Source organism: Sphingomonas panni, assembly GCF_022664435.1.
In the GTDB taxonomy this organism is placed as follows: domain Bacteria; phylum Pseudomonadota; class Alphaproteobacteria; order Sphingomonadales; family Sphingomonadaceae; genus Sphingomonas; species Sphingomonas panni.
This window is the reverse complement of the sequence record NZ_JAKREU010000001.1, coordinates 598,113-620,008: the sequence shown is the minus strand read 5'-3', so window position 1 is coordinate 620,008 and position 21,896 is coordinate 598,113. Positions and strand designations below refer to the sequence as shown.

General features: G+C 66.6%; 17 protein-coding genes. 9 read left to right on the top strand and 8 right to left on the bottom strand.

The annotated features are described in order from the left end of the window. The first annotated feature begins 55 nt into the window (after positions 1–55). From MF609_RS03040 to MF609_RS03030, 3 genes are all read left to right on the top strand, one after another. The gene (locus tag MF609_RS03040) at positions 56–1,585 is read left to right on the top strand and encodes a Do family serine endopeptidase (RefSeq protein WP_242414823.1); all 1,530 of its coding nucleotides are present in this window, start codon (positions 56–58) and stop codon (positions 1,583–1,585) included. A gap of 114 nt (positions 1,586–1,699) precedes the next feature. Continuing rightward, positions 1,700–3,367, top strand: coding sequence for a helicase HerA-like domain-containing protein (locus MF609_RS03035; RefSeq protein ID WP_242414822.1), 1,668 nt, complete (start codon positions 1,700–1,702; stop codon positions 3,365–3,367). 4 nt (positions 3,368–3,371) lie between these two features. Next, on the top strand, positions 3,372–4,301 hold the full coding sequence (locus MF609_RS03030) for an AraC family transcriptional regulator (protein ID WP_242414821.1): 930 nt from the start codon (positions 3,372–3,374) through the stop codon (positions 4,299–4,301). Positions 4,302–4,339: 38 nt separating this feature from the next. Here the strand turns inward: MF609_RS03030 and MF609_RS03025 are convergent, their stop codons facing one another. The 3 genes from MF609_RS03025 to queF all read right to left on the bottom strand — a co-directional run bounded on the left by MF609_RS03025 (position 4,340) and on the right by queF (position 8,508). Further along, positions 4,340–5,620, bottom strand: coding sequence for a glycoside hydrolase family 130 protein (locus MF609_RS03025; RefSeq protein WP_242414820.1), 1,281 nt, complete (start codon positions 5,618–5,620; stop codon positions 4,340–4,342). 38 nt (positions 5,621–5,658) lie between these two features. Next, positions 5,659–7,926 carry a glycosyltransferase family 4 protein gene (locus MF609_RS03020; RefSeq protein WP_242414819.1) on the bottom strand — a complete coding sequence of 756 codons (2,268 nt, stop codon included), beginning with the start codon at positions 7,924–7,926 and terminating at the stop codon, positions 5,659–5,661. 138 nt (positions 7,927–8,064) lie between these two features. Continuing rightward, a complete protein-coding gene (queF, locus tag MF609_RS03015) occupies positions 8,065–8,508 on the bottom strand; it encodes a preQ(1) synthase (RefSeq protein ID WP_242414818.1) in 444 nt (147 codons plus the stop codon). 29 nt (positions 8,509–8,537) lie between these two features. Here queF and MF609_RS03010 point away from each other — a divergent pair, with 29 nt between their 5' ends. The 5 genes from MF609_RS03010 (at position 8,538) to MF609_RS02990 (ending at position 14,858) form a co-directional block, all read left to right on the top strand. After that, a complete protein-coding gene (locus tag MF609_RS03010; protein ID WP_242414817.1) occupies positions 8,538–10,085 on the top strand; it encodes a cryptochrome/photolyase family protein in 1,548 nt (515 codons plus the stop codon). Between the two features lie 185 nt (positions 10,086–10,270). Further along, positions 10,271–11,101 (top strand): sulfurtransferase, encoded by an 831-nt coding sequence (locus tag MF609_RS03005; RefSeq protein ID WP_242414816.1) that lies wholly within the window; start codon positions 10,271–10,273, stop codon positions 11,099–11,101. Continuing rightward, positions 11,098–12,291: a cystathionine beta-lyase gene (gene metC / locus MF609_RS03000; protein WP_242414815.1), complete on the top strand. Its 1,194-nt coding sequence runs from the start codon at positions 11,098–11,100 to the stop codon at positions 12,289–12,291. Before MF609_RS03005 ends, metC begins: the two co-directional genes overlap by 4 nt. Further along, on the top strand, positions 12,288–13,568 hold the full coding sequence (locus MF609_RS02995; protein WP_242414814.1) for a mechanosensitive ion channel family protein: 1,281 nt from the start codon (positions 12,288–12,290) through the stop codon (positions 13,566–13,568). The genes metC and MF609_RS02995 overlap by 4 nt, the downstream gene beginning before the upstream one ends. 105 nt (positions 13,569–13,673) lie before the next feature. Further along, on the top strand, positions 13,674–14,858 hold the full coding sequence (locus MF609_RS02990; protein WP_242415165.1) for a GNAT family N-acetyltransferase: 1,185 nt from the start codon (positions 13,674–13,676) through the stop codon (positions 14,856–14,858). 135 nt (positions 14,859–14,993) lie between these two features. Here the strand turns inward: MF609_RS02990 and MF609_RS02985 are convergent, their stop codons facing one another. From MF609_RS02985 to MF609_RS02965, 5 genes are all read right to left on the bottom strand, one after another. Beyond that, the gene (locus MF609_RS02985; protein ID WP_242414813.1) at positions 14,994–15,320 is read right to left on the bottom strand and encodes a hypothetical protein; all 327 of its coding nucleotides are present in this window, start codon (positions 15,318–15,320) and stop codon (positions 14,994–14,996) included. Then, positions 15,320–16,864, bottom strand: a complete 1,545-nt coding sequence (locus tag MF609_RS02980; RefSeq protein ID WP_242415164.1) for a hypothetical protein — start codon at positions 16,862–16,864, stop codon at positions 15,320–15,322. The genes MF609_RS02985 and MF609_RS02980 overlap by 1 nt, the downstream gene beginning before the upstream one ends. Beyond that, a complete protein-coding gene (locus MF609_RS02975) occupies positions 16,785–18,491 on the bottom strand; it encodes a hypothetical protein (RefSeq protein ID WP_242414812.1) in 1,707 nt (568 codons plus the stop codon). Before MF609_RS02975 ends, MF609_RS02980 begins: the two co-directional genes overlap by 80 nt. Then, complete coding sequence (locus tag MF609_RS02970) at positions 18,488–20,035, bottom strand: hypothetical protein (protein WP_242414811.1); 1,548 nt, start codon at positions 20,033–20,035, stop codon at positions 18,488–18,490. The genes MF609_RS02975 and MF609_RS02970 overlap by 4 nt, the downstream gene beginning before the upstream one ends. Positions 20,036–20,143: 108 nt before the next feature. After that, a complete protein-coding gene (locus tag MF609_RS02965) occupies positions 20,144–21,361 on the bottom strand; it encodes an argininosuccinate synthase (RefSeq protein ID WP_242414810.1) in 1,218 nt (405 codons plus the stop codon). Positions 21,362–21,498: 137 nt separating this feature from the next. Between MF609_RS02965 and MF609_RS02960 the strand changes: the two genes are divergently transcribed. Beyond that, on the top strand, positions 21,499–21,822 hold the full coding sequence (locus tag MF609_RS02960) for an EF-hand domain-containing protein (RefSeq protein WP_242414809.1): 324 nt from the start codon (positions 21,499–21,501) through the stop codon (positions 21,820–21,822). Positions 21,823–21,896: the final 74 nt, after the last annotated feature.

Genomic DNA, 21,896 nt, shown 5'->3' with positions numbered 1-21,896 from the left:
TGGCAGGTTCGCCCCCGAAGGGGTTGCGAGCCAAATTCGAGAGGACCATCCAACCGTGCGTTACGCCTACGCCATTACTTCCGCACTTCTGCTGGGCGGTGCTGCCGCCACCCTGACCCTCAACCCGTCGGATGCGCAGACCGCCCAGAACGAACCGGGCGCAATCAACGCAATGTCGGCCCCGCGCGCGGGCGCGCCGATGAGCTTTGCCGACATGGTCGCGCGGCTGTCGCCGGCGGTCGTCAACATTTCGACCACGCAGCGCATCACTGTGCAGCAGCAGGCGAACCCGTTCTCGGGCACGCCGTTCGAGCAGTTTTTCGGCGGGCGCGGCGGCGGCGGGGCGGCACCCCGGACGCAGGAGGCGCAGTCGCTCGGATCCGGCTTCCTGATCTCCAGCGACGGTTACATTGTCACCAACAACCACGTCGTCTCGGCGGGTGCGGAAGGCGCCACGGTCGAATCGATCACCGTGACGCTGGCCGATCAGAAGGAATATAAGGCGAAGCTGGTCGGCCGCGACGAACTGTCCGACCTTGCCGTTCTCAAGATCGAGGGCGCGACCTTCCCGTTCGTCCGCTTCGGCGATTCGCGCCAGGCGCGGGTCGGCGACTGGGTGCTGACCATCGGCAACCCGCTCGGCCAGTCGGGCACAGTCACCGCCGGCATCATCTCGGCGCTGAACCGCGTGGGTCAGGGGCCGTATGATCGCTTCATTCAGACCGACGCCGCGATCAACCGGGGCAATTCGGGCGGCCCGATGTTCGACATGCAGGGCAATGTCATCGGCATCAATTCGCAGATTCTGTCGCCGACCGGCGGCAGCATCGGCATCGGTTTCGCAATCCCCGCCGAACAGGCCAAGCCGATCGTCGATAAGCTGATGAAGGGCCAGTCGGTGTCGCGCGGCTATCTGGGCCTGACGCAGCAGGAGATCAGTGCCGATATCGCATCCGCGCTGAACATCACCAAGGATCGCGGTGCGCTGGTCAACGGCGTGTCGCCGGGCGAACCGGCGGCGCGTGCCGGCATTCGTCCGGGTGACGTCATCCTCGCGGTCAACGGCAAGGAAATCACCCCGCAGCAGTCGCTGACCTATCTCGTCGGCAACGAGGCGCCGGGCAGCCGCGTCAACCTCGACGTGCTGCGCGACGGCAAGCGGCAGCAGATTGCGGTCACGTTGGGCACGCGTCCGTCGAACGATCAGCTGGCGGCACAGACCGAGCGGTTCGATCCCGACAGCGCGCCGACCACGCCGCGCGCCGGCACTAACCTGTCGGCGACGGCTGGCCTCGTCGTTCAGCCGCTGACGCAGGCGATCACGCGCCAGCTCCGGCTCGATGCGACGACCCGCGGCGTTGTCGTCGCCGATGTCGACCCCAACAGCGATGCCGCGACCAAGGGGCTGCGTCGCGGGGTTGTGATCCAGAGCGTCAATCGCCAGCCGGTGACGTCGGAAGCCGAACTGGCCCGCGTGATCCAGCAGGCACGCGCCAGCGGTGCCAAGCAGGTGCTGATGTACGTGCAGCTGCCCGGCGCGCAGTTCGCGCAGTTTGTGCCGATCGGTCTCGATCCCGCGAAGTAACGGTCGCAACGGGGGGCGGTGGAGCGATCCACCGCCCCTTTTTCTTTGTCCGATGGTCATAATGTACGCCGGCCCGAAACACGGTACATATCGGCGCAGCATGAAGGGCTGGCGATGACCGATACCGAACTCTTTCTGGGCGCGACCGCGGACGGCATCCGTCAGTCGCTGGTGCTCAAGCGCGCCAACCGCCACGGGCTGATTGCCGGCGCGACCGGCACCGGCAAGACGGTGACGTTGCAGGGGCTGGCCGAGAATTTCTCCGCCGCCGGGGTGCCGGTGTTCGTCGCGGACGTGAAGGGCGACCTGTCGGGTATCGCCATGGCCGGCAGTGCGGCCGCCAAGCCGCACGCTGCCTTCGCCGAACGCGCTGCTGCGATCGGCGACAGCGACTGGCAGTATCGCGATACGCCGGTCGTGTTCTGGGATTTGTTCGGTGAAGCGGGCCACCCGATCCGCGCGACGGTTTCGGAAATGGGGCCGGTGCTGCTGGCACGAATGCTGAACCTGAACGATGTGCAGGACGGGGTTCTGACCATCGCCTTCCACGTCGCCGACGAGGAAGGGCTGCTGCTGCTCGATCTCGACGATCTTCAGGCGATGCTGGTCCATGTCGCCGAACGGGCGGACGAGCTGACCACCCGCTATGGCAATGTCAGCAAGCAGTCGGTCGGCGCGATCCAGCGGGCGCTGTTGCAGCTGCGGGGCCAAGGCGGCGACCGTTTCTTCGGCGAACCGGCGCTCGACCTCGCCGACTTCATGCGCGTGGCCGAGGACGGGCGCGGCATCGTGTCGGTACTGGCCGCCGACAAGCTGATGGCCTCGCCCCGGCTCTATGCCACCTTCCTGCTGTGGCTGCTGTCCGAGTTGTTCGAAACGCTGCCCGAGGTCGGCGACCCCGACAAGCCGAAGCTGGTCTTCTTCTTCGACGAAGCGCATCTGCTGTTCGACGACGCGCCCGACGCGCTGGTCGACAAGGTCGAGCAGGTCGTCCGGTTGATCCGGTCGAAGGGCGTCGGCATCTATTTCGTGACGCAGAACCCGATCGACATTCCCGATGCGATTGCCGGTCAGCTGGGCAACCGGGTGCAGCACGCGCTGCGCGCCTTCACGCCGAAGGAAGCGCGCGCGATCCGCGCCGCCGCCGAAACCTTCCGCCCCAATCCGAAGCTCGACGTCGCGCAGGTCATCACCGAGTTGAAGACCGGCGAGGCTTTGGTGTCGGTATTACAGGCCGATGGCGCACCCAGCCCGGTCGAACGCACGCTGATCCGTCCGCCCCGGTCGCGCGTCGGGCCGGTCACCGCGGTCGAACGCGGCGTGCTGATGCAGACCGATGCGGTTGGCGACCGCTACGACACCGCTATCGATCGTGAATCGGCCGCCGAACTGCTGGGGGCGAAGGCCGATGAGGCCGCTGCCGCTGCCGCTGCGACCAAGGCGCAGGCCACCGCCGACAAGGAAGCGGCGCTGAAGGCAAAGGAAGAGGCTCGCCTCGCCAAGGAGGCCGAGCGTCAGCGGATCGCCGATCAACGTATCTCTGACCGCCAAGCGCGCGAGGCGGAAAAGGCGGCCCGTGCCGCCGAGCGTGAGGCGGCGAACAGCCCATGGGCGCGCGCCACCCAATCGGCGAAACGCTCCGCCGGGTCGGCGGTCGGACGGATCGTCGTCAACGAGATCGGCAAGCAGGTGTTCGGTACCACGCGTGGTGGCCGGGCCAAAAGCGGCGGGCTGGTCGGCGGGTTGCTGCGCGGCGTCCTGGGCGGGCTGTTTCGCGGATAACCCCATGGCATTGGACAAGATAACCGGCGGGACGGAGACGCCCGGCATTCCCCCGTCGCTGTTCGACATGCCGCCCGGCATGGCAATCCGCTATGACCAGCCGGATGCAGCGCTGAGCGATTACGTCACCGGCTATCACTTGTACGCCGCCCGTGGACCAGCGGCGGCGGGGCTGGAGAACTGGTTCCTGCCCGGCACCGCCAATGTGCGGGTGACGCTGGACGCCGGACCGATCGCGGTGTCGATCGGCCGGTTCCGCAGCGACCCGCTACCGCAGGCCAGCCTGTTCGGGCCGACCAGCCATGCGATCCACACCGTCACCAATGGTGGGGTAATGATCGGTTTCGGCATTAGTGCGCTGGGCTGGTCGCGCTTCTTCGACGGCGGGGCGGACCGCTATGCCGACCGGATCGTGCCGCTGGACGCGGCGGCACGGCCGGGCTTTGCCGAACGGCTGGTGGCAGTGTTGTCGGCGGTGCGCGACGAATCCGGCGTCAAACCGGCGCTCGACCGATTCCTGCTGGCCGAACTGGGGCCGAAGGTCGCGGACGAGGACCAGATCCGCAGCATTGCACGGATGGTGACCGACGACCTGCCCAATGCCGTGTCGGAAACGGCGGCGGCCTGGGGCATGTCGCCGGAACGGCTGCGGCGGCTGTGCAAGCGGCATTTCGGCTTCGTGCCCAAGACCTTGCTGATCCGCGCGCGGTTCCTGCGGTCGCTGGTCCCGCTGATCGAATCGAAGGGCGAGCTGGACTATTCGCGGATCGATCCGGGCTATGTCAGCGCGTCGCATTTCCTGCGCGACGCCCATGCCGTGCTGGGCACCACCCCGCGCCGGTTCCTGCATGCGCAGACCGAATTTCTGGTCGCAAGCCTGCGCGCGCGCGCGGCAGTGCTTGGCAGTGCGACGCAGGCGTTGCACCGGTTGTAGCGGCGATGGGGAAGGCAACCATGTGCCTTCCCCCAACCTCACATCGCCGCGAGCAACGCCTCGATCGTCACGAACGCGAACGCGACCGAGCTGTCGGCGACGCCGTACGGAATGAAGATCCGGTCGCCATGGCGCAGCGCGCCGCACGAATAGACGACGTTGGGCACATAGCCTTCACGGTCCTCGTTCGCGGCGGCGAGGATCGGTTCGCGGGTGCGGCCGATCACCTTGGACGGATCGTCCTTGTCGAGCAGCACCGCACCGATCGCATATTTGCGCATCGCGCCGACGCCGTGGGTCAGCAGCAGCCAGCCCTGATCGATCTCGATCGGCGGCCCGCAATTGCCGATCTGCACCAGCTCCCATGGATAGACGGGCTTGAGCAGCAGCTGCCCCTCGTCCCAATGGGTCAGCGTGTCGGACTTGATCAGGAACAGGTTTTCCCCGTCCTGCCGGCCGATCATCATATACTGGCCGTTCACCTTGCGCGGGAACAGGCCCATGCCCTTGTTGCGCGCCGCGCTGCCGGTCATCGGCACCAGGTCGAACGCGCGGAAATCGCGGGTGCGCAGCAGCTCCGACTGGATCATCGACCCGTTATAGGCGGTATAGGTGCCGAGCCATTCGGCCGTGCCGTCGTCATGGGTGAAGTGGACGAGGCGCATGTCCTCGAGCCCCTTCGACTGGGCTTGCGTGATCGGGAAGATCACGGTGCCCGACAGCGTCGAATCCCGGTGGCGGAAGACGGTGACCTCGCCCTCCGGCGCTTCGTCCTCGTCGCCGATCGCATCGGCGGCGGTGGCGAAGGGCGGTTCGGGTGCCAGCACCAGCTCGTTCTCGTCGGTGATGATGCCTTCGCGGAAGGCGACCGACGAGATATGCCCTTCGCCGACCGCGCGCAGCGACATCAGGATGCGGAGCGACCCTTCCGGCATCCCCGACTGGTCGAAATGCGGAACCGCGCTGGGGTTCATCAGCGCGGCGGCGGCGTAGCTGTATTCGTGGCAGAAATAGGCACCGATCAGCTGGCGCTTCTCGTCGCTGATCGTGCTGCCGTCGAGGCCCAGCACCGCTTCGATCTCGTCATAGCGGGTCATGAACACGCGGCGCGTCTGCCAGTGGCGGGCCTCAAAATCCTTCAGCACGGTATCGAGCTGCGCCCGCGCCTCGCCCGGCGTCATCGCCAGCACTTCGCCGACCAGCCGCTCGGTGCGGCTGGGGGCGTTGCCGTTGCGCTGCCATGCGATGTGAAACGGGCGCACCACCACACGCGAAGGATCGGCGTACAGCCGCAGGGGGTGGTTGTAGATGTCCAGCATTCGCGCGTCCAATAATCCCGGCCGAAGCCGCAGCCCGATCAGGCTACGGCGCGGCGCGGGTCTGCCACGGAAGCGCGACCCTTTGAAAGGGCGGAAATCGCACAGGAGGCCAATTGCAGCGCGAGAATCGACTCCGCGCCCTGGTTGCGATTGAGGCCGGTCGGCATAAGGCCGTCGAAACAGCCACCGTCATTGACTGTCGCCAGCGGCAAATCGAGATCGTTGGCGCCGAGATACCAGTTATAGGCCTTGACTGCCTCGTCCCGCCACCGGACGTCGCCGGTCGCTTCCCATGCGGCGGCACAGGCCTCGACGGTCGCCTGCGCCTCGAGCGGCTGCTGGTCGAACGGTAGCGGGTCGGCGAAGGGGCGGCCGAAGCTTTCGGTGCCGACCGCGCGGAAGCGGCCTTCAGGCGAGGTCTGGCGCGCGACGATCCAGTCGAGCGTGTCGATCCCGACCTGCAAGAAGTCCTTCCGACCCAGTGCCTTGCCCGCGCGGATCATCGCTTCGGGCAGGCGGGCATTGTCATAGGCCAGCACGATTTCGAACCAGCCCCATTCCGGGCGGCGTGTCGCATCGAGCAGAGTGACCAGCTCGTCGCCGAAGCGGGTCGCGATCTCCGTCGACAGCGCATGGCCCGGATTGACGTCGAGCATCGCAACCGCACCCAGCATGGCGAAGGCGCGCGCACGCGGGCTGCCCAGGTCGAGCGCGATCGACGCAGTCTGTTCGTAAAGCGACATCGCCCAGTCGCGATGCTTGCGCGACTGCGCATCCCGTGCGGTAATCGCCAGCGCCCATAGCGTGCGACCGTTCGAGTCCTCCGACCCTTCGTCCTCGCACCAGGTCCGGTCGAAATTCATGAAGTTGCGGAAGCGCCGACGATCCGGGTTCCAGGCATATTGCAGGAACGAGGCATAGATCGTGGTCCATTTGTCGCGGACGACGGGATCGAGGTCCTCGATCTGCGACATCAGGATCAGCGCGCGGGCATTGTCGTCGATGCAATAGCCGTGACGGCGGTCGGGCACCGAATAGATCGAATGCTGCAACATGCCGGTCGCGTCGCTCATCCGTTCGACCGCAGCGAAATCGGGCTTGAGCGCGGTAAGGTCGGCGCTGGGCCGCACCCGTAGCGGACGCGCCGCTACGGCCTGACCAATCTCGACCATCGCTGCTTCAGCAAGGCACGGGAACAACATGGTGCGGCCGCGGGCATAGGCCCGGCTGGCCAGCGTCGTGCGACGCGCATCATTCGCCAGCAGGTCGACGATCTCACGCGCAAAGGCCGCCGAATCGCCGAAATCGACGATCACGCCATGGTTGTCGGCCAGAATCTCGGTCGCATGGACATAGGGGGTCGACACCACCACCTTGCCTACGCCGACCGCATAGGACAGCGTGCCCGACGTGATCTGCGCCGGGTTGCTGTACGGCGTCACGTACAGATCGGCCGCCTGCAGATAATCGAGCAGTTCGTCCTGTTCGACAAAGCCGTCTAGGAAGCAGACATTATCCGCCACGCCAAGGCTGGCGGCCTGTGCTTTCAGCCGGTCGCGATAGGCCTCGCCCTCATGCGCAACGAGGTGCGGATGGGTCGCGCCCAGTACCACATACAGCGCGTCGGGATGCGATGCGGCGACGGTCGGCATCGCCTCGATCATCGTCTCGATCCCCTTATTCGGCGCGAGCAGGCCGAAGGTGAGGATGACCGGGCGGCCGATCCAGCCGAACCGCGCCTTCATCGCATCGGGCTGGACGAACGGGCGGTCATGTACGCCGTGCGGGATGGTGACGATCTTGCGCGCGTCGGTGCCATGGACCCGCATCAGGATCTCCCGGCCCTTCTCGGCCATTACGATCACCTTCGACGCACGACGCAGCAGCGCTTCCAGTACGCGGCGTTCGTCGGCGTTGGGGTGTTCGAGGATCGTGTGCAGCGTGATGGCGACGGGGACGTTCACGCGGTCGAGCAGCGCGACGATATGTTCGCCCGCCGGCCCGCCATAGATGCCATATTCATGCTGGACCCACACTGCCTGCGCGCCGCTAGCCTCGATCCGTCGCGCGGCGTCGAGATAGGCGATGCGGTCGTTCTGTGCGATCGCATGGGTGACTTCGGGCGGATAGGCATAGGCACCCGGCTGGTCGTCCATCGCATAGACGTCGACCTGCAATGCGGGATACCGATCGCGCAACGCATTGAACGTGTCGGTGGTAAAGGTCGCGAGCCCGCATTTGCGCGGCAGGAAATTACCGATCAGCGCGATGCGATCGAGCGAATCCAGGGCGACCCTCTGGTCCATCAGCGTTCCTCTTTGCGTTGCAATATCCGCCTCCTACCGGCGGTGTCCACAAAGAGAAACATTTCGACACGCTGAATGGTTGCACGAATTGTGCGCTGCGACACGATTCCGTGGCGAAGCGTTTCGCCGCTGCGACGATCAACCGCGGCCGCGATATCCGGGCACGTCCTGATCGGGAATCCATACCGCCTTCGGAGGTTCCCCCGACTGCCAGAATACGTCGATCGGAATGCCGCCGCGCGGATACCAATAGCCGCCGATGCGCAGCCACACCGGCTGCATTTCCGCGACCAGCCGCTCGGCGATACCGACCGTGCAATCCTCGTGGAATGCCGCATGGTTGCGGAACGACCCGAGGAACAGCTTCAGCGATTTCGATTCGACGATGGTCGCGGCCGGTACGTAATCGATCACCAGATGCGCGAAATCGGGCTGGCCGGTCACCGGGCACAGCGACGTGAATTCCGGCGCGGTGAAGCGCACCAGATAAGGGGTGCTGCGCGGATTGGGAACATAATCGAGTTCGGCGGCTTCCGGCGTAGTGGGAAGCGGGCTGGCTTGGCCAAGGAATTTCGGGTCCATGGCCCCCATGTAGAAGGGACGGCGCACGAATGGAACGGGTGCTGATCCCGATATTGGGTGATCAATTGTCGCTCACGCTGTCGTCGCTGGCCGATGCCGATCCGGAGACGACGACCATCCTGATGATGGAGGTGGTCGAGGAAGCGACCTATGTCCGCCATCATCCAAAGAAGATCGCGTTCCTGTTCGCCGCGATGCGCCACCATGCAGCGGCGCTCGGCGAAAAGGGATGGAGCGTGGATTATGTCCGGCTGGACGATCCCGACAATGCCGGCAGCTTCACCGGCGAAATCGCCCGCGCGATCGAGCGTCACGATCCCACCAGGATCGTCGTCACCGAAGCCGGCGAATGGCGGGTACAGGCGATGCTGGAGGCGTGGGAGACGATCTTCGGCGTCCCCGTATCGATCCGCTCCGACACGCGCTTCCTGTGCTCGCATGATCGTTTCAAGGCGTGGGCCGACGACCGACGCGAACTGCGCATGGAATTCTTCTATCGCGAGATGCGGCGCGAAACCGGGTTGTTGATGGAAGGGGCCAAGCCGGTCGGCGGCAAATGGAATTTCGACCATGACAATCGCAAGCCGGCCAGGCGCGACCTGCTGATCCCCCGCCCGCTGTCGTTCGAGCCCGACGACGTGACGCAGGAGGTGCTGGCGCTGGTCGCCGACCGGTTCGGCGACCATGCCGGGACGCTCGACGGGTTCGACTTCGCCGTGACGCGCAAGGATGCGCTGCGCCAGCAGCGGGCCTTCCTGACCCATGCGCTACCAGGGTTCGGCGACAATCAGGACGCGATGCTCACCGGCGAACCCTATCTGTGGCACGCCGTCCTCTCACCCTATATCAACGCCGGCCTGCTCGACCCGCTCGACCTGTGCAAGGCCGTGGAGAAGGAATTTGCCGCAGGCAAGGTCCCGATCAACGCCGCCGAAGGGTTTATCCGCCAGATCGTCGGCTGGCGCGAGTTCGTGCGCGGCATCTATTGGCGTGAGGGGCCGGACTATGTCGAGCGCAACTTCCTCGGCGCAAAACGCGACCTGCCGGCCTTCTACTGGACCGGCGAGACCGACATGCACTGTCTGTCCCAGGCGATCGGGCAGACGCTGGACAAGGCCTATGCCCATCATATCCAGCGGTTGATGATTACCGGCAATTTCGCGCTGCTGATCGGGGCCGACCCGCAACAGGTGCATCGCTGGTATCTGGAGGTCTATGCCGATGCCTATGAATGGGTCGAGCTGCCGAACACGCTGGGGATGAGCCAGTTCGGCGATGGTGGGCTGCTGGGGTCGAAACCCTATGCGTCGTCGGGCGCCTATATCGACCGGATGTCCGATTATTGCGGGCATTGCCGCTATGACGTGAAGCAGCGCATCGGCCCCAACGCGTGCCCGTTCAACGCGCTCTATTGGGACTTCATCGCGCGCAATCGCGAAAAGCTGGGCGGCAACCATCGCATGGCGATGCCGTACCGGACCTGGGACAAGATGGCCGAAGAAACGCAGCGAGAGTTGCGGGGGCAGGCGAAGGGGTTTCTTAAAACACTCGACAACCTGCCAAAGTACGAGGGGTAGGTTCGCCCTACTTCGTCATTCCCGCGCAGGCGGGAATCCATAGCCGCAACGCTCGCTGCTCCAGCCGAGAAGCTGGTGCATATAGATTCCCGTCTGCGCGGGAATGACGAACGATACGTCCTGTCAGGCGGCGAAGCGCACCCCGACGCTTGACCCGTCGCGCCGCGCGCCTAAGCCTTTCCCCCATGCAACCGCTCGTCTCCACCGCATGGCTCGCCGACCGGCTCGGCACCCCCGGCCTCGTCGTCCTCGACGCGACCTTCGTGGCCGTGCAGCCCGACCCGCCCCGCGACGAAGCCGCCGAATATGCCGCCGCGCATATTCCCGGCGCGCGCTTCCTCGATCTGCGGGCACTGTCGACGGGCCAGGCGACCTCGCTGCCGTCCGCGGACAAGCTGGCGGCGCGGCTGGGGGCGCTGGGGCTGAACGACGATGTGCAGGTCGTTCTGTACGACAATTCGCCGCACCATAGCGCGGCGCGGGGCTGGTGGTTGTTGCGCCGCTTTGCCCGTACATTGCCGGTCGCAATCCTCGACGGCGGATTCGCGAAGTGGCAGGCGGAGGGCCGACCGGTGGAACGCGGCATGGTCGATCCTGCGCCGACCCGCTTCGGGGCCGATCCCGACCTTGCCCCGGTGCGGACCAAGGCGATGGTACTGACCAGCCTCGACAAGGATGCGGTGCAACTGGTCGATGCGCGATCGCCCGCGCGGTTCGACGGGAGTGAGGCCGATCCGCGCGGCCTTCCCTCCGGTCATATTCCGGGGAGCATCAACCTGCACTATGCCCGCTTCTTTCGCGAGGACGGGACGTGGCGGTCGCCGGAGGAACTGGGCCGGCTGTTCGCCGATGCGGGGATCGATCTCGACCGGCCGATCACCACCACCTGTGGTTCGGGCATCACCGCCGCGATTCCCGCCTTCGCGCTGCACCTGCTGGGGCGCGACGCGGCGCTGTATGACGGCAGTTGGACCGAATGGGCGGCGGACCCGCAGACACCCAAGGTGACCGCATGAGCGCCTTCGATCCTACCCACGCCCCCGAAACGCAGGTCGTCACCGGCGGTCGCCGCGACGAATGGACCGGCGGCGTCGTCAACGTCCCCGTGTGGCGCGCCTCGACGATCCTGTACGACGATGTCGCCGACCTGCGCGCAGCGGCAGGGGCGAATACGCATCACCGGCTCTATTACGGCCGGCGTGGCACCCCGACGCAATGGTCGCTGGCCGAGGCGCTGACCGAGCTGGAACCGGGCGCCGAGGGGACGTTGCTCTATCCGTCCGGCGTGGCGGCAATCACCACCGCGCTGCTGGCGTTCCTCAAGCCCGGCGATCATCTGCTGCTGCCCGACAGCGCCTATGACCCGACCCGAGCCTTTGCGCAGGGGATGCTGAAGACGATCGGCGTCACGACGACGCTCTACGACCCGACGATCGGCGCGCGAATCGCCGAGCTGATGACCCCGGCGACGAAGGTCCTGTTCCTCGAAAGTCCCGGCAGCCTCACCTTCGAGGTGCAGGACGTGCCGGCGATGACGGCAATCGCGCGGGAGCGGGGGATCACCACGATCCTCGACAACACCTGGGCCACGCCGCTGCTGTTCCCGGCGATGGCGCACGGCGTTGACGTGACGATCATGGCCTGCACCAAATATGTCGTCGGCCATTCGGATGCGATGCTGGGATCGGCCACCGCCGTCGCGTCGCACTGGCAGTCCTTGCGCGATGCGACCTATCAGCTGGGCCAGCATGTCGGACCCGACGATGCGGCACTCGGCGCACGGGGGCTGCGCACCATGGCGGTACGGCTGAGGCAGCATGGCGAATCATCGATCCGCATCGCGCAGTGGCTGGCCGAACAGGGGGAGGTGGCCCGCGTGCTGCATCCCGCGCTGCCGGGCTGTCCGGGGCACGAGATTTTTCTACGCGATTTCCGGGGCAGTGCCGGGCTGTTCGCCTTCGTACTGAACGGCGGCAGCGACGCCGGTCGGGTCGCGTTGATCGACGGGCTGAAGCTGTTCGGTATCGGCTATAGCTGGGGCGGGTTCGAAAGCCTTGCCCTGCCGATCGATCCGCACCGTTACCGCAGCGTCACGCGGGCGGAGGCGGAGGGGCCGATGATCCGGTTGCAGATCGGGCTGGAGAATGCCGACGACCTGATCGCCGATCTTGCCGCCGGTCTCGCACGGTTCCGGGCGGCGGCGTGAACGATCTTGCCGCCGGGCTGGCGGGGCAGGGATTGCCGGTGGCCGATGGGCGGGAGCTGGTCGAGGCCGGTATCGTAGCCGGGCTGGTGCTGCTGTCGCTGCTGCTCGGCTGGCTTGCCGGGCGCTGGGCCGGGCCGCATCTGACCGATGTCTGGCGGCAGCGGGTCGGCGACCATGCCGTGGGGCTGGCGGCGCGGATGTGTGATATCGTCCGCCATCTGGTGGCGGTCGTCGCGCTGGCGCTGATCGCGCAGGTGCGGGACTGGGGCGCGCTCGGCGATATCGTCGTGGGGCTGGCGCTGGGCGCGGCGGTCGGCCGCCTGGCGATGCAGTTGCTGCGCGGGGTCAACCTCGCGCGCTGGCTGGCATGGGCAGTGTCGTCGATCCTGTTCGTCGCGGTGCTCGCCGGATCGGTCGGCGGGCTGGAGCCGATCACCACCACGCTCGACGCGATCGGCTTTTCGGTCGGGCGGCGTCGCCTGTCGCTGCTGGCACTGGTCAGCGCGCTGCTGACCGCCGTCATCCTCTATGCCGTGGTGCGCGTGGCCAATCGGCTGGTCGGCCATGCCGTCGGGCAGGCGAAGAGCCTCGACCCGGCGCAGAAACTGCTGGCACAGAAGCTTGCGTCGATCGCGGTGGTCATCACCGCCTTCTTCTTCGGGATCGACCTGCTCGGCATCGACCTGACGACCTTCGCGATCTTTTCGGGCGGGTTGGGGCTGGCGGTCGGCTTCGGGTTGCAGAAGACGGTCGGCAACCTGATCGCCGGCATCATCCTGTTGATGGATCGCTCCATCAAGCCGGGCGACGTTATCGTCGTCGGCGACAGCTTCGGCTGGGTGAACAAGATCGGCGTGCGCGCGGTGTCGGTGATCACCCGCGACGGCAAGGAACATCTGATCCCCAACGAAATCCTGATGACGCAGGAGGTGGAGAACTGGTCCTTTTCCGACCGGAACGTCCGCGTGCGCATTCCGGTCGGGGTAGGCTATGAAACCGACCTGCGCCTCGCGCAGAAGCTGATGCTGCAGGCCGCGACCGAAAGCCCGCGCGTGCTGCGCAGCCCGATGCCCAATGTCTGGCTGCTCTCCTACGGCGAATATGCGGTCGAGCACGAAATCCTGGCGTGGATCAGCGATCCCGAACAGGGGGTGGGCAATGTCCGGTCCGACGTGCTGAACCGGTTATGGGACCTGTTCGCCGAGCATGACATCAAGATTCCGGTGCCGCGGCGGGAGTTGATGTTCCGGGATGGGTTGGCGGGGACAAAGGGGTAATCCTTTTTCGTCGTTCCCGCGCAGGCGGGAACCCATAAACGCTGCCGTTGCGATCGATCCGACAGGTTGCGGCTATGGATTCCCGCCTGCGCGGGAATGACGAAGATGGGTCGGCGTGCGGCCTTTCGCGGCGGCATCGTACCCCCTATCTTCCCATCCGTGACAGCCATCACCGCCCGTATCGCCAAGGGCGTCCGCGCCGTACCCGCCGACCAGTGGGATGCCTGTGCGGGCAAGGGCAATCCGTTCCTTTCGCACGCCTTTCTTTCGGCGCTGGAGGAATCGGGCAGCGTCGGACCGGGATCGGGATGGCAGCCGCTGCCGATCATCGTCGACGATGCCGACGGCGTGCCGCAGGCGATCGCGCCGGCCTATGCCAAGGGCCACAGCCAGGGCGAATATGTGTTCGACCATAGCTGGGCCGATGCATGGGAGCGCGCCGGGGGTGAGTATTACCCCAAACTTCAGATCGCGGTGCCCTTCACCCCCGTGCCCGGTCCCCGGCTGCTGATGCGCGACGGTGCCGATCCCGCCGCAGCAATCGGCGCGGTGGAGGCGGTGGTGCGGCAGAATGGCCTGTCCTCTGCCCACGCGACCTTCGTCGACGCGGCGCAACTGCCGGCGTTTCAGGCGGCGGGCTGGCTGACGCGCGCGGGCACGCAGTTCCATTGGGCCAATCGCGGCTATGGCAGTTTCGACGATTTCCTGACCGACCTCGCGAGCCGCAAGCGCAAGGCCATCCGCAAGGAACGCGCCGTTGCGCTGGACCGGTTGACCGTCCGGCACCTGACCGGGCGCGACCTGACCGAGGCGCATTGGGACGCCTTCTGGGCATTCTATCAGGATACCGGCAGCCGCAAATGGGGACGGCCCTATCTCACACGCCGCTTCTTCTCGCTGCTGTCGGAAACGATGGCCGATGACGTGCTGCTGATCCTTGCCGAACGCGACGGGCGGCCGATCGCCGGCGCGCTCAACCTGATCGGCGGCGATGCGCTGTACGGCCGCTATTGGGGCGCGGTGGAGGAGGTGCCGTTCCTCCATTTTGAACTCTGCTATTATCAGGCGATCGACGCCGCCATTGCGCGCGGGTTGCAGCGGGTCGAAGCCGGGGCGCAGGGCGAACACAAGCTGGCGCGCGGCTATGTGCCGGTCACGACCTGGTCGGCGCATTTCCTGCCCGATCCGGGGTTCCGTGCGGCGGTGGCGGACTTCCTCGAACGCGAACGCGCGGCAGTGGGGCAGGAGCAGGAGTTTCTGAGCGAGATGACGCCGTTCCGGCGGGGATAGGGTCCGGTCCTCCTCGCCAAAAACGTCACCCCAGCGCAGGCTGGGGTCTGAAGCGGCTCTGGTCTCGCCCTGTTACCGGGAACTGCCGGTGTGCGCCGGGATGACGTTCATGTCGAAGGAGGGAAGCAGGCTGCCTTACTTCTTGCCCATCAGTCCGCCGAGGCCGCCCGGCAACATGTCGCCGATCCCGCCCAGCGCGCCGGGATTGACGTCGAGGCCCAGCATCTGCGCGAACTGGCCGAGCGCATCGGGACCGCCGACTTCGGACAGGATCGCCTCGATCTGATGGCGCGACACGCCGCTATGGTCGGCGGCTTCCTGTGCCGGATCGGCATGGCCGGCGAACTTCGCCAGCAGGCCCAGCACCGTCTGCACCTGTTCCTGCGAAATCCCCGCCTTGTCGGCGATGGCGGGCAGGTCGAATTGGCCGGCCAGCTTCAGGGCGTTGTTCAGCAGGTCCATCAGTTTTTCCTTACCGGTTCGTTGGCCGCCATCTGTCGCGACAGGCGGCGGCGGGGTTTGGCGAACGGACGATTGCCCAGATCGCTCCATGTCAGCACGGGGGGCGGCACATTATGGTCGATGCGGAACAGCGCGGAGCTGCCATTGCGCCACAACGGGATCAGTCCCTGTTCCAGCCGCCGGTCATATTTGGGTGGGCGGATCAGCCATACATAATCGAACGCATCGCGCGGGAATTTGTACAGCGCGCCGGCGATCGGCCGCCAATATTCGCGCGGGCATTTGACGTCGGTGACCAGTTCGGACGGATCGTGCGAAAACCCGCGCGCGGCCTTGTACTTTACGGTCAGCAGCTGTCCGCCGGCCATCGACCATTGGTCGTTGGCATAGGCCAGCCGCCGGGTCAGCGCCATGCCGGGCAGGTGCTGCAGCCGGGTCATGCGCCATTCATTGTAGCAGGTCTCGCCGACGAACGTGACCAGCCGCGCACCGACCGGCACATGGTCGAGGGCCGCCAGTTCGCGGTCGTAGTCGCGGTCGTACAGCCAGAAGCTGGCCGTCGTCGCCCCGATCCGCCCGACGAAGATCGCCAACCCGATCCCCGCCAGCACCCCGGCATTGCGGATCGACAGACCGGGCTTGGGTCGAAGGGCGATCAGGCCGATGCCGAACAGATACGGCACCAGCCGCATATCGGCATATGCCGATCCGAACACGATGCGCGGCAACAGCACATAGACGGCGATCAGGAACAGCGCGGACAGCCCCAGATTGCGCGAATAGCCGATATTGGGGTCGCGCAACCCCTTGAACAGCACGAGGTAGAAGACCGCGACCGATGCAAGGTCGTAGAGCTGCCAGCGATCGCGCAGCGTCATCGTCATCCACTGCATCTTCGCGCGCCAGTTGAACCAGTCCGCGGTCTGTCCGCCGACATGGCCGCTCGATCGCCACAACAGCATCAGCAGGGCGGGCGGTGCGAGGACGAGGCAGTGCAGCCCGGCATGGAACGCGGCGGCCAACCAGTTGCGGCGCTTGTCGTGTTCGCGGATCAACTCGGCCGAGGCGGCGAGGACGCCCAATGTCCCCCAGCCGAAGGTATGCGTCAGCCAGATCAGCCCGGCCAAGGGGACGAACACTACCCCGCGCAGCACCAGCCGCCCCTGCCGCCCCAGCCGCAGCCACAGCGCGAAGGCGTTGAGCGCCAGCGCCATCGACAGCGCGAAATTGGCGAAGCCGAAATGGAACGGAAAGCTGTAGACGATCGGCAGCGCGAACAGCGCAGTCGCCGGGATGCGGCCATGCACTTCGCGCGCGATCCACAGCAGCCCGACCGCGGTCAGCGGCGGGATGGTCAGGATGATGAGTTTGACCGCCGGTTCGAGGCCGATCAGCGGTTCGAGCAGCCAGACGAGCAGGTCGACGCCCAGATTGCCGATCAGGCTCCAGTCGAAATTATACCAGTCATGGAACCACGGCGCTTGCGATGTGTCCCACAGCTGCTGAACGCGATAGCGCCCCATATGGCCGGGCAGGTCGACCATCGGCGGAATGTCGGGCCACAGGAGCGGAATCACCGCCAGCACCGCCATCGACGCGACGAACCACCGCGTCTGCCACCAGTTGAGCCTGTCCCCCTGCATCGGCCGCTTTTAGAGGCGCGAAGGGGGTTCCGGCAAGCGTTCGCGGACGTTCGGCGGGTCGTACCGCATAGAGGGTGGAACGGCGGTTGCGGAACACGGGCACCAGATCGGGCGGGACGGCGATCCGATCGAAGCCGATCAGCCAGACATGGCGATAGATCCGCCGGTCGAACGTCCGCAACGCCTCGCCCAGGTCGGTGGTGCGATATTCGCAGGCCTTGGGATAGACAAGCTGCGACGGATCGGTGCGATAGGCCAGGCTTTCGGGATAGCGCGGGCGGATCCACTGTTGCCCGGCGATCGCCCATTGGCTGTTGGTGAAGATGTCACGGCGGGCGATGGCGAGGCCGGCAATATGGCCCAGCCGGTCGCTAGACCATGTCGACGAACAGGGTTCGTCGACCAGCGTCAGGACGGTCGTGCCGCGGGGCATGGCGGCAATCGCCATCGCCGTCTCGTCCCGCGCCTGTCCCAGCAGCACGAAGCTGGCGGTGGTGGCCGCCATGCGCAGGGCGAGAAAGGCCATGCCCCATCCGAACAGCCGTGCCGCCTGTCGCGCCGAATCGATCCGTATCGCGACCAGCAACAGTGCCACTGCCGGGGCCAGGACGCGCATGTCGACATAGGCGCCGTTCAACGCGATCCGCGGCAACAAGGCGAAGGCGACCAGCAGGATCGCCCCGGCGGACCCGATCACGGGATCGAACCGCCAGTCGGGCCGACGCAGCGCGGTCCACACCAATCCAACCAGCACGATGGCGCCCGCCACGTCGAACCAGCGCCAGCGGTCGCGCACCAGTGACGCGATCCACGCCGCCTTCACGGTGAAATTCCACGCGACCTCGCCGACGTCGTTGGCCGGACCGCTCGCCATCACGGCCAGCGGCAACAGCAGCGGGACGCAGGCGAGCGCCGCCGACAGGCCGGCCCGCGTCCATCCGCTGCCTCGTTCGCGGCGCAGGGCGACATCGCTCTGCCAAGCCATCAGTCCGAATATGCCCCAGCCCGAACTATGCGTAGTCCACAGCAGCAGCCCGATCCCCGCAAAGGCGATGCTGCGCAATGCGGGGCGCTCCGCCCATCGGACCCATAGCGCCAGCGCGGCGAATGCCAGCGCCGTCGCCAGCGCATAGTTGACGAAGCCCAGCTGGAACGCCTGATGATAGGCCAAGGCCGCAGCAAAGCCGGTGAGCGGCGACAGCGACCGCCCACGCGCGCGCATCACCAGCGCCAACCCGCCGACGAATAGCGCGGGCAACAGGGTGACGATGATCCGGCTGGCCGGCTCCACGCCGATCCAGCGCGCCAGCGGTACGACGAGCAGGTCGACCCCCAGATTGCCGATCCACGCGGGTCGGAGCAGCCAATGGCGTTGCAGGTCGCCGGACCGGTCGATCGACGCCATGATGTGGTAGCGGCCGATATGATCGTACAGGTCGTTGAGCGGGGCGATCGGCTGCGGCAACAGCGGCAGCATGACCAGCAACATCGCCAGCGCTAGCCATGCGTGCGCCCGTCGCCCGGTCATGGCAATACCCGCCACAAGGCCGGTGCCGCCATAGGGGCCAGTCCCCGTCCGTCGCAGCCGACGACGAACTGCACATCGGCCTTGCGCAACATGGCCCGGCGCTGCGGCACATCGGCGGCAGCGAAGCGATAGGTCATCAGGATGCCCTGCCCGTTGCGATGATAGGGCGCGGCCAGCGCCTGATGCCCATGGCGGATCAGCCACGGGCCCAGATCGATCGGTGCCAGAATGCGGCTCGGCGGCAGCGCCGTCAGCGCGCTTCGCGTGGCCGGGGTGATACAATCGGCCGGGTCGCCGGGGCGGCCGCTTGCCGGCATGACGCTGGCTAGCAGTGGATAGGCGATGCCCGCCGCCGCCAGTCGCATGGACAGTGCCGCAACGACGCCGCGTCGCCGCGCCGCCACGACCGCGTCCGCCAGCAGGATGCAGGCGACCGCGACGCCGCCATAGGCCCCGCGCAGCTGGAACAATGCGAGGGCGAGCGAGGCGAAGGCGACGGCCAGCAGCAGGCAACGCAGGGGATCGGGTGCCCGGACCGACCGATATGCGCCGACGATGATCGCGACGATCAGCAGACCGGTCTGGGCGAAAGTCCAGCGCGGGTCGCCGATAATGATATTTTGCGCTTCGCCCACTTTGCTGAGCCACAGATGCGCAAGGTCGGGATCGATCGCGCCATAAGGATTGCGACAGGCCGGTGCCCAGCCCAGCAAGGCGACCGCAGCGCCTGTCGCGACGGCGGCAACGCAGGCCAGCCGGTTGCGCGGCGTGACGACCCGGCGTCCCATGATTGCCAGTGTCGCTAGTGCGGCCGCGCCGACCATCGTCGCGGTCCAGCTTTGGCGGGTAAATCCGTCGCAGAGCGGCAGCGACCAGCTGTCGGTGGCGAAGCCGGCCATGGCCATGAGCGCCGCCGGTCCCATCGCCAGCGCCATGCCAGCGACGCGCGCGTCTTCGCGCCGGTCGCGGCACCATCGCAGCACGGTGACGGCGATCGCCGCCGCGAACAGCGGCACCGTCTCCATGCCGATCACGACCGTCGCGACCGTTGCCAGCGCGGCGCCCGCTCCGGCGACGCGCGTCGCACGCCCGGTCAGGGCCAGCATCGCCGCCAGCAGCAGGACCATCTGCAACCCGTGATGATCGATCCTGCCGGGCGCGAACAAGGTGGTCAGTGGAAAGGCGAGCAGGGCGACCAGCATCGTTTCGACCGGCCGCACCCCGATCCGCCGCCCCAGCAGCGCGGCCAGCCACAGGAAGGCGGCAAACAACAATGCCGGCCACAGGATCAGCATCGCGCGTTCGGCGCCGTCGCCACCGATCAACGGGCGCAGCAGTCGGATCATCGCCGCCGGGATCAGGTCGGGCAGCCGCGACCAGTGCATCGCAACACCGCCCGGCCCCATGCGATGCTGGGTCAGGTCACCGAACGCCTGTCCGTTCAGCCAGTCGACGATCTGTTGCAGCCGCATCAGATCGTCGGGGTCGGGCAGGTCGCCCGCGCGCAATTGCGGCCATCGCACTGCCGCCCACGCCGCGCTCATCCCCGTGGACAGGAGGAGCGCAAGCGCAGCGGTGCGAGCGACCGGAGCGGCAGGCGATGTCATGTCGCCTGCCTATGGGGTCATGGTTAATCCGGCGTTAGCGCCGGTTCAGCGATCCCGCCGGCCGAGCAGGCGCAGGCGCAGCGCGTTCAGCTTGATGAAGCCCGCCGCATCGCGCTGGTCATAGGCGCCCTGATCGTCCTCGAACGTCACGACCTTTTCGCTGTAGAGCGAATTGGGCGAACGGCGGCCGATGACATGGACCCCGCCCTTGTACAGCTTCAGGCGGACCTCGCCCGACACCTTGTGTTGGCTGTGGTCGATCGCAGCCTGCAGCATCTCGCGCTCCGGCGAGAACCAGAAGCCGTTATAGACCAGTTCGGCATAGCGCGGGGCCAGTTCGTCCTTCAGGTGCGCGGCACCGCGATCCAGCGTGATCTGTTCGATCGCACGGTGTGCGGCGTGCAGGATGGTGCCGCCCGGCGTTTCGTACATCCCGCGCGACTTCATGCCGACGAAGCGGTTCTCGACGAGGTCGAGGCGGCCGATGCCGTGTGCACGGCCCAGCTCGTTGAGCTTGGCGAGCAGCGTGGCGGGCGACATGCCTTCGCCATCCACCGCCACCGCATCGCCGCGTTCGAACGCGACGGTGATGACCTGCGGCGTGTCGGGTGCGTCTTCCGGGTTCACCGTGCGCGAGAACACGTAATCGGGCACTTCGTCCCACGGGTCCTCCAGCACCTTCCCCTCGGACGAGGTGTGCAGCAGGTTGGCGTCGGTCGAGAAGGGCGATTCGCCGCGCTTGTCCTTAGGCACCGGGATCTGGTGCTGTTCGGCGAAGGCGATCAGCGCGGTGCGGCTGGTCAGGTCCCATTCGCGCCACGGCGCGATGACCTTGATATCGGGCTGGAGCGCGTAATAGCCGAGTTCGAAGCGGACCTGGTCGTTGCCCTTGCCGGTCGCGCCGTGGCTGACCGCGTCGGCGTTGACCATCTTCGCGATCTCGATCTGGCGCTTGGCGATCAGCGGGCGCGCGATCGAGGTGCCGAGCAGGTACAGCCCCTCGTACAGCGCGTTCGAGCGCATCATCGGGAACACGAAGTCGCGGACGAATTCCTCGCGCAGGTCGTCGATGAAGATATGCTCGGGCTTGATGCCCATCAGCTCGGCCTTCTTGCGCGCCGGCTCCAGCTCCTCGCCCTGGCCGAGATCGGCGGTGAAGGTCACCACCTCGCAATTATATTCCTGCTGCAGCCATTTGAGGATGACGCTGGTGTCGAGGCCGCCCGAATAGGCGAGGACGACGCGATTAATGGACTCGGCCATGGGCGGCTCCTTGAAGGTAAGCGTTCGGCGCGCGGTTAGGCGACGCGGGGCCGCGGCGCAAGGACACGCGCTTGCACCGGGGGCCGGGCGGTGCAATCCTGCGCCGCGTTTCCCCTGTTCGGAAAGAATCTGACCCGATGCTGTTCGCCATCCTCGCCCTTGCGTTGCAGACCGCTCCCACGCCGGCGCCGGCCGCGCCGCCCGCACCGGTGGTCGAACCGGGCGCCGAGGACGAGACCGAGTTCTTCACGGTGTTCGACACCGACAAGGACGGCACGATCAGCAAGGCCGAGTTCGACGCGATGAGTGCGAAGATCGACGCCGAGGCGGCGCGGCAGGACCCGTCGCAAAAGGGACAGGCCGCCGCCGGCCTCGCCACCGCCTTTGCGCTGATGGACCAGAACAAGGACGGCAAGATCACGCGCGAGGAGTATCGCGCGATCGTGAAGGCGGGGCAGTAGGGGAAATTTACGTCACCCCAGCGTAGGCTGGGGTCTCCCCGTAATGGAGCGCGCTCCTCGCCGCAGGAGACCCC

Coding starts and splice junctions, on each gene's coding strand:
- MF609_RS02965 (WP_242414810.1), bottom strand. CDS start 21,361: ATGGCCGAGTCCATTAATCGCGTCGTCCTCGCCTATTCGGGCGGCCTC.
- MF609_RS02990 (WP_242415165.1), top strand. CDS start 13,674: ATGGGTCGGCGTGCGGCCTTTCGCGGCGGCATCGTACCCCCTATCTTC.
- MF609_RS03025 (WP_242414820.1), bottom strand. CDS start 5,620: ATGCTGGACATCTACAACCACCCCCTGCGGCTGTACGCCGATCCTTCG.
- MF609_RS02960 (WP_242414809.1), top strand. CDS start 21,499: ATGCTGTTCGCCATCCTCGCCCTTGCGTTGCAGACCGCTCCCACGCCG.
- MF609_RS03030 (WP_242414821.1), top strand. CDS start 3,372: ATGGCATTGGACAAGATAACCGGCGGGACGGAGACGCCCGGCATTCCC.
- MF609_RS03035 (WP_242414822.1), top strand. CDS start 1,700: ATGACCGATACCGAACTCTTTCTGGGCGCGACCGCGGACGGCATCCGT.
- MF609_RS03010 (WP_242414817.1), top strand. CDS start 8,538: ATGGAACGGGTGCTGATCCCGATATTGGGTGATCAATTGTCGCTCACG.
- MF609_RS03020 (WP_242414819.1), bottom strand. CDS start 7,926: ATGGACCAGAGGGTCGCCCTGGATTCGCTCGATCGCATCGCGCTGATC.
- MF609_RS02985 (WP_242414813.1), bottom strand. CDS start 15,320: ATGGACCTGCTGAACAACGCCCTGAAGCTGGCCGGCCAATTCGACCTG.
- MF609_RS03005 (WP_242414816.1), top strand. CDS start 10,271: ATGCAACCGCTCGTCTCCACCGCATGGCTCGCCGACCGGCTCGGCACC.
- MF609_RS02980 (WP_242415164.1), bottom strand. CDS start 16,864: ATGGTCGACCTGCCCGGCCATATGGGGCGCTATCGCGTTCAGCAGCTG.
- queF (WP_242414818.1), bottom strand. CDS start 8,508: ATGGACCCGAAATTCCTTGGCCAAGCCAGCCCGCTTCCCACTACGCCG.
- metC (WP_242414815.1), top strand. CDS start 11,098: ATGAGCGCCTTCGATCCTACCCACGCCCCCGAAACGCAGGTCGTCACC.
- MF609_RS02975 (WP_242414812.1), bottom strand. CDS start 18,491: ATGACCGGGCGACGGGCGCACGCATGGCTAGCGCTGGCGATGTTGCTG.
- MF609_RS02970 (WP_242414811.1), bottom strand. CDS start 20,035: ATGAGCGCGGCGTGGGCGGCAGTGCGATGGCCGCAATTGCGCGCGGGC.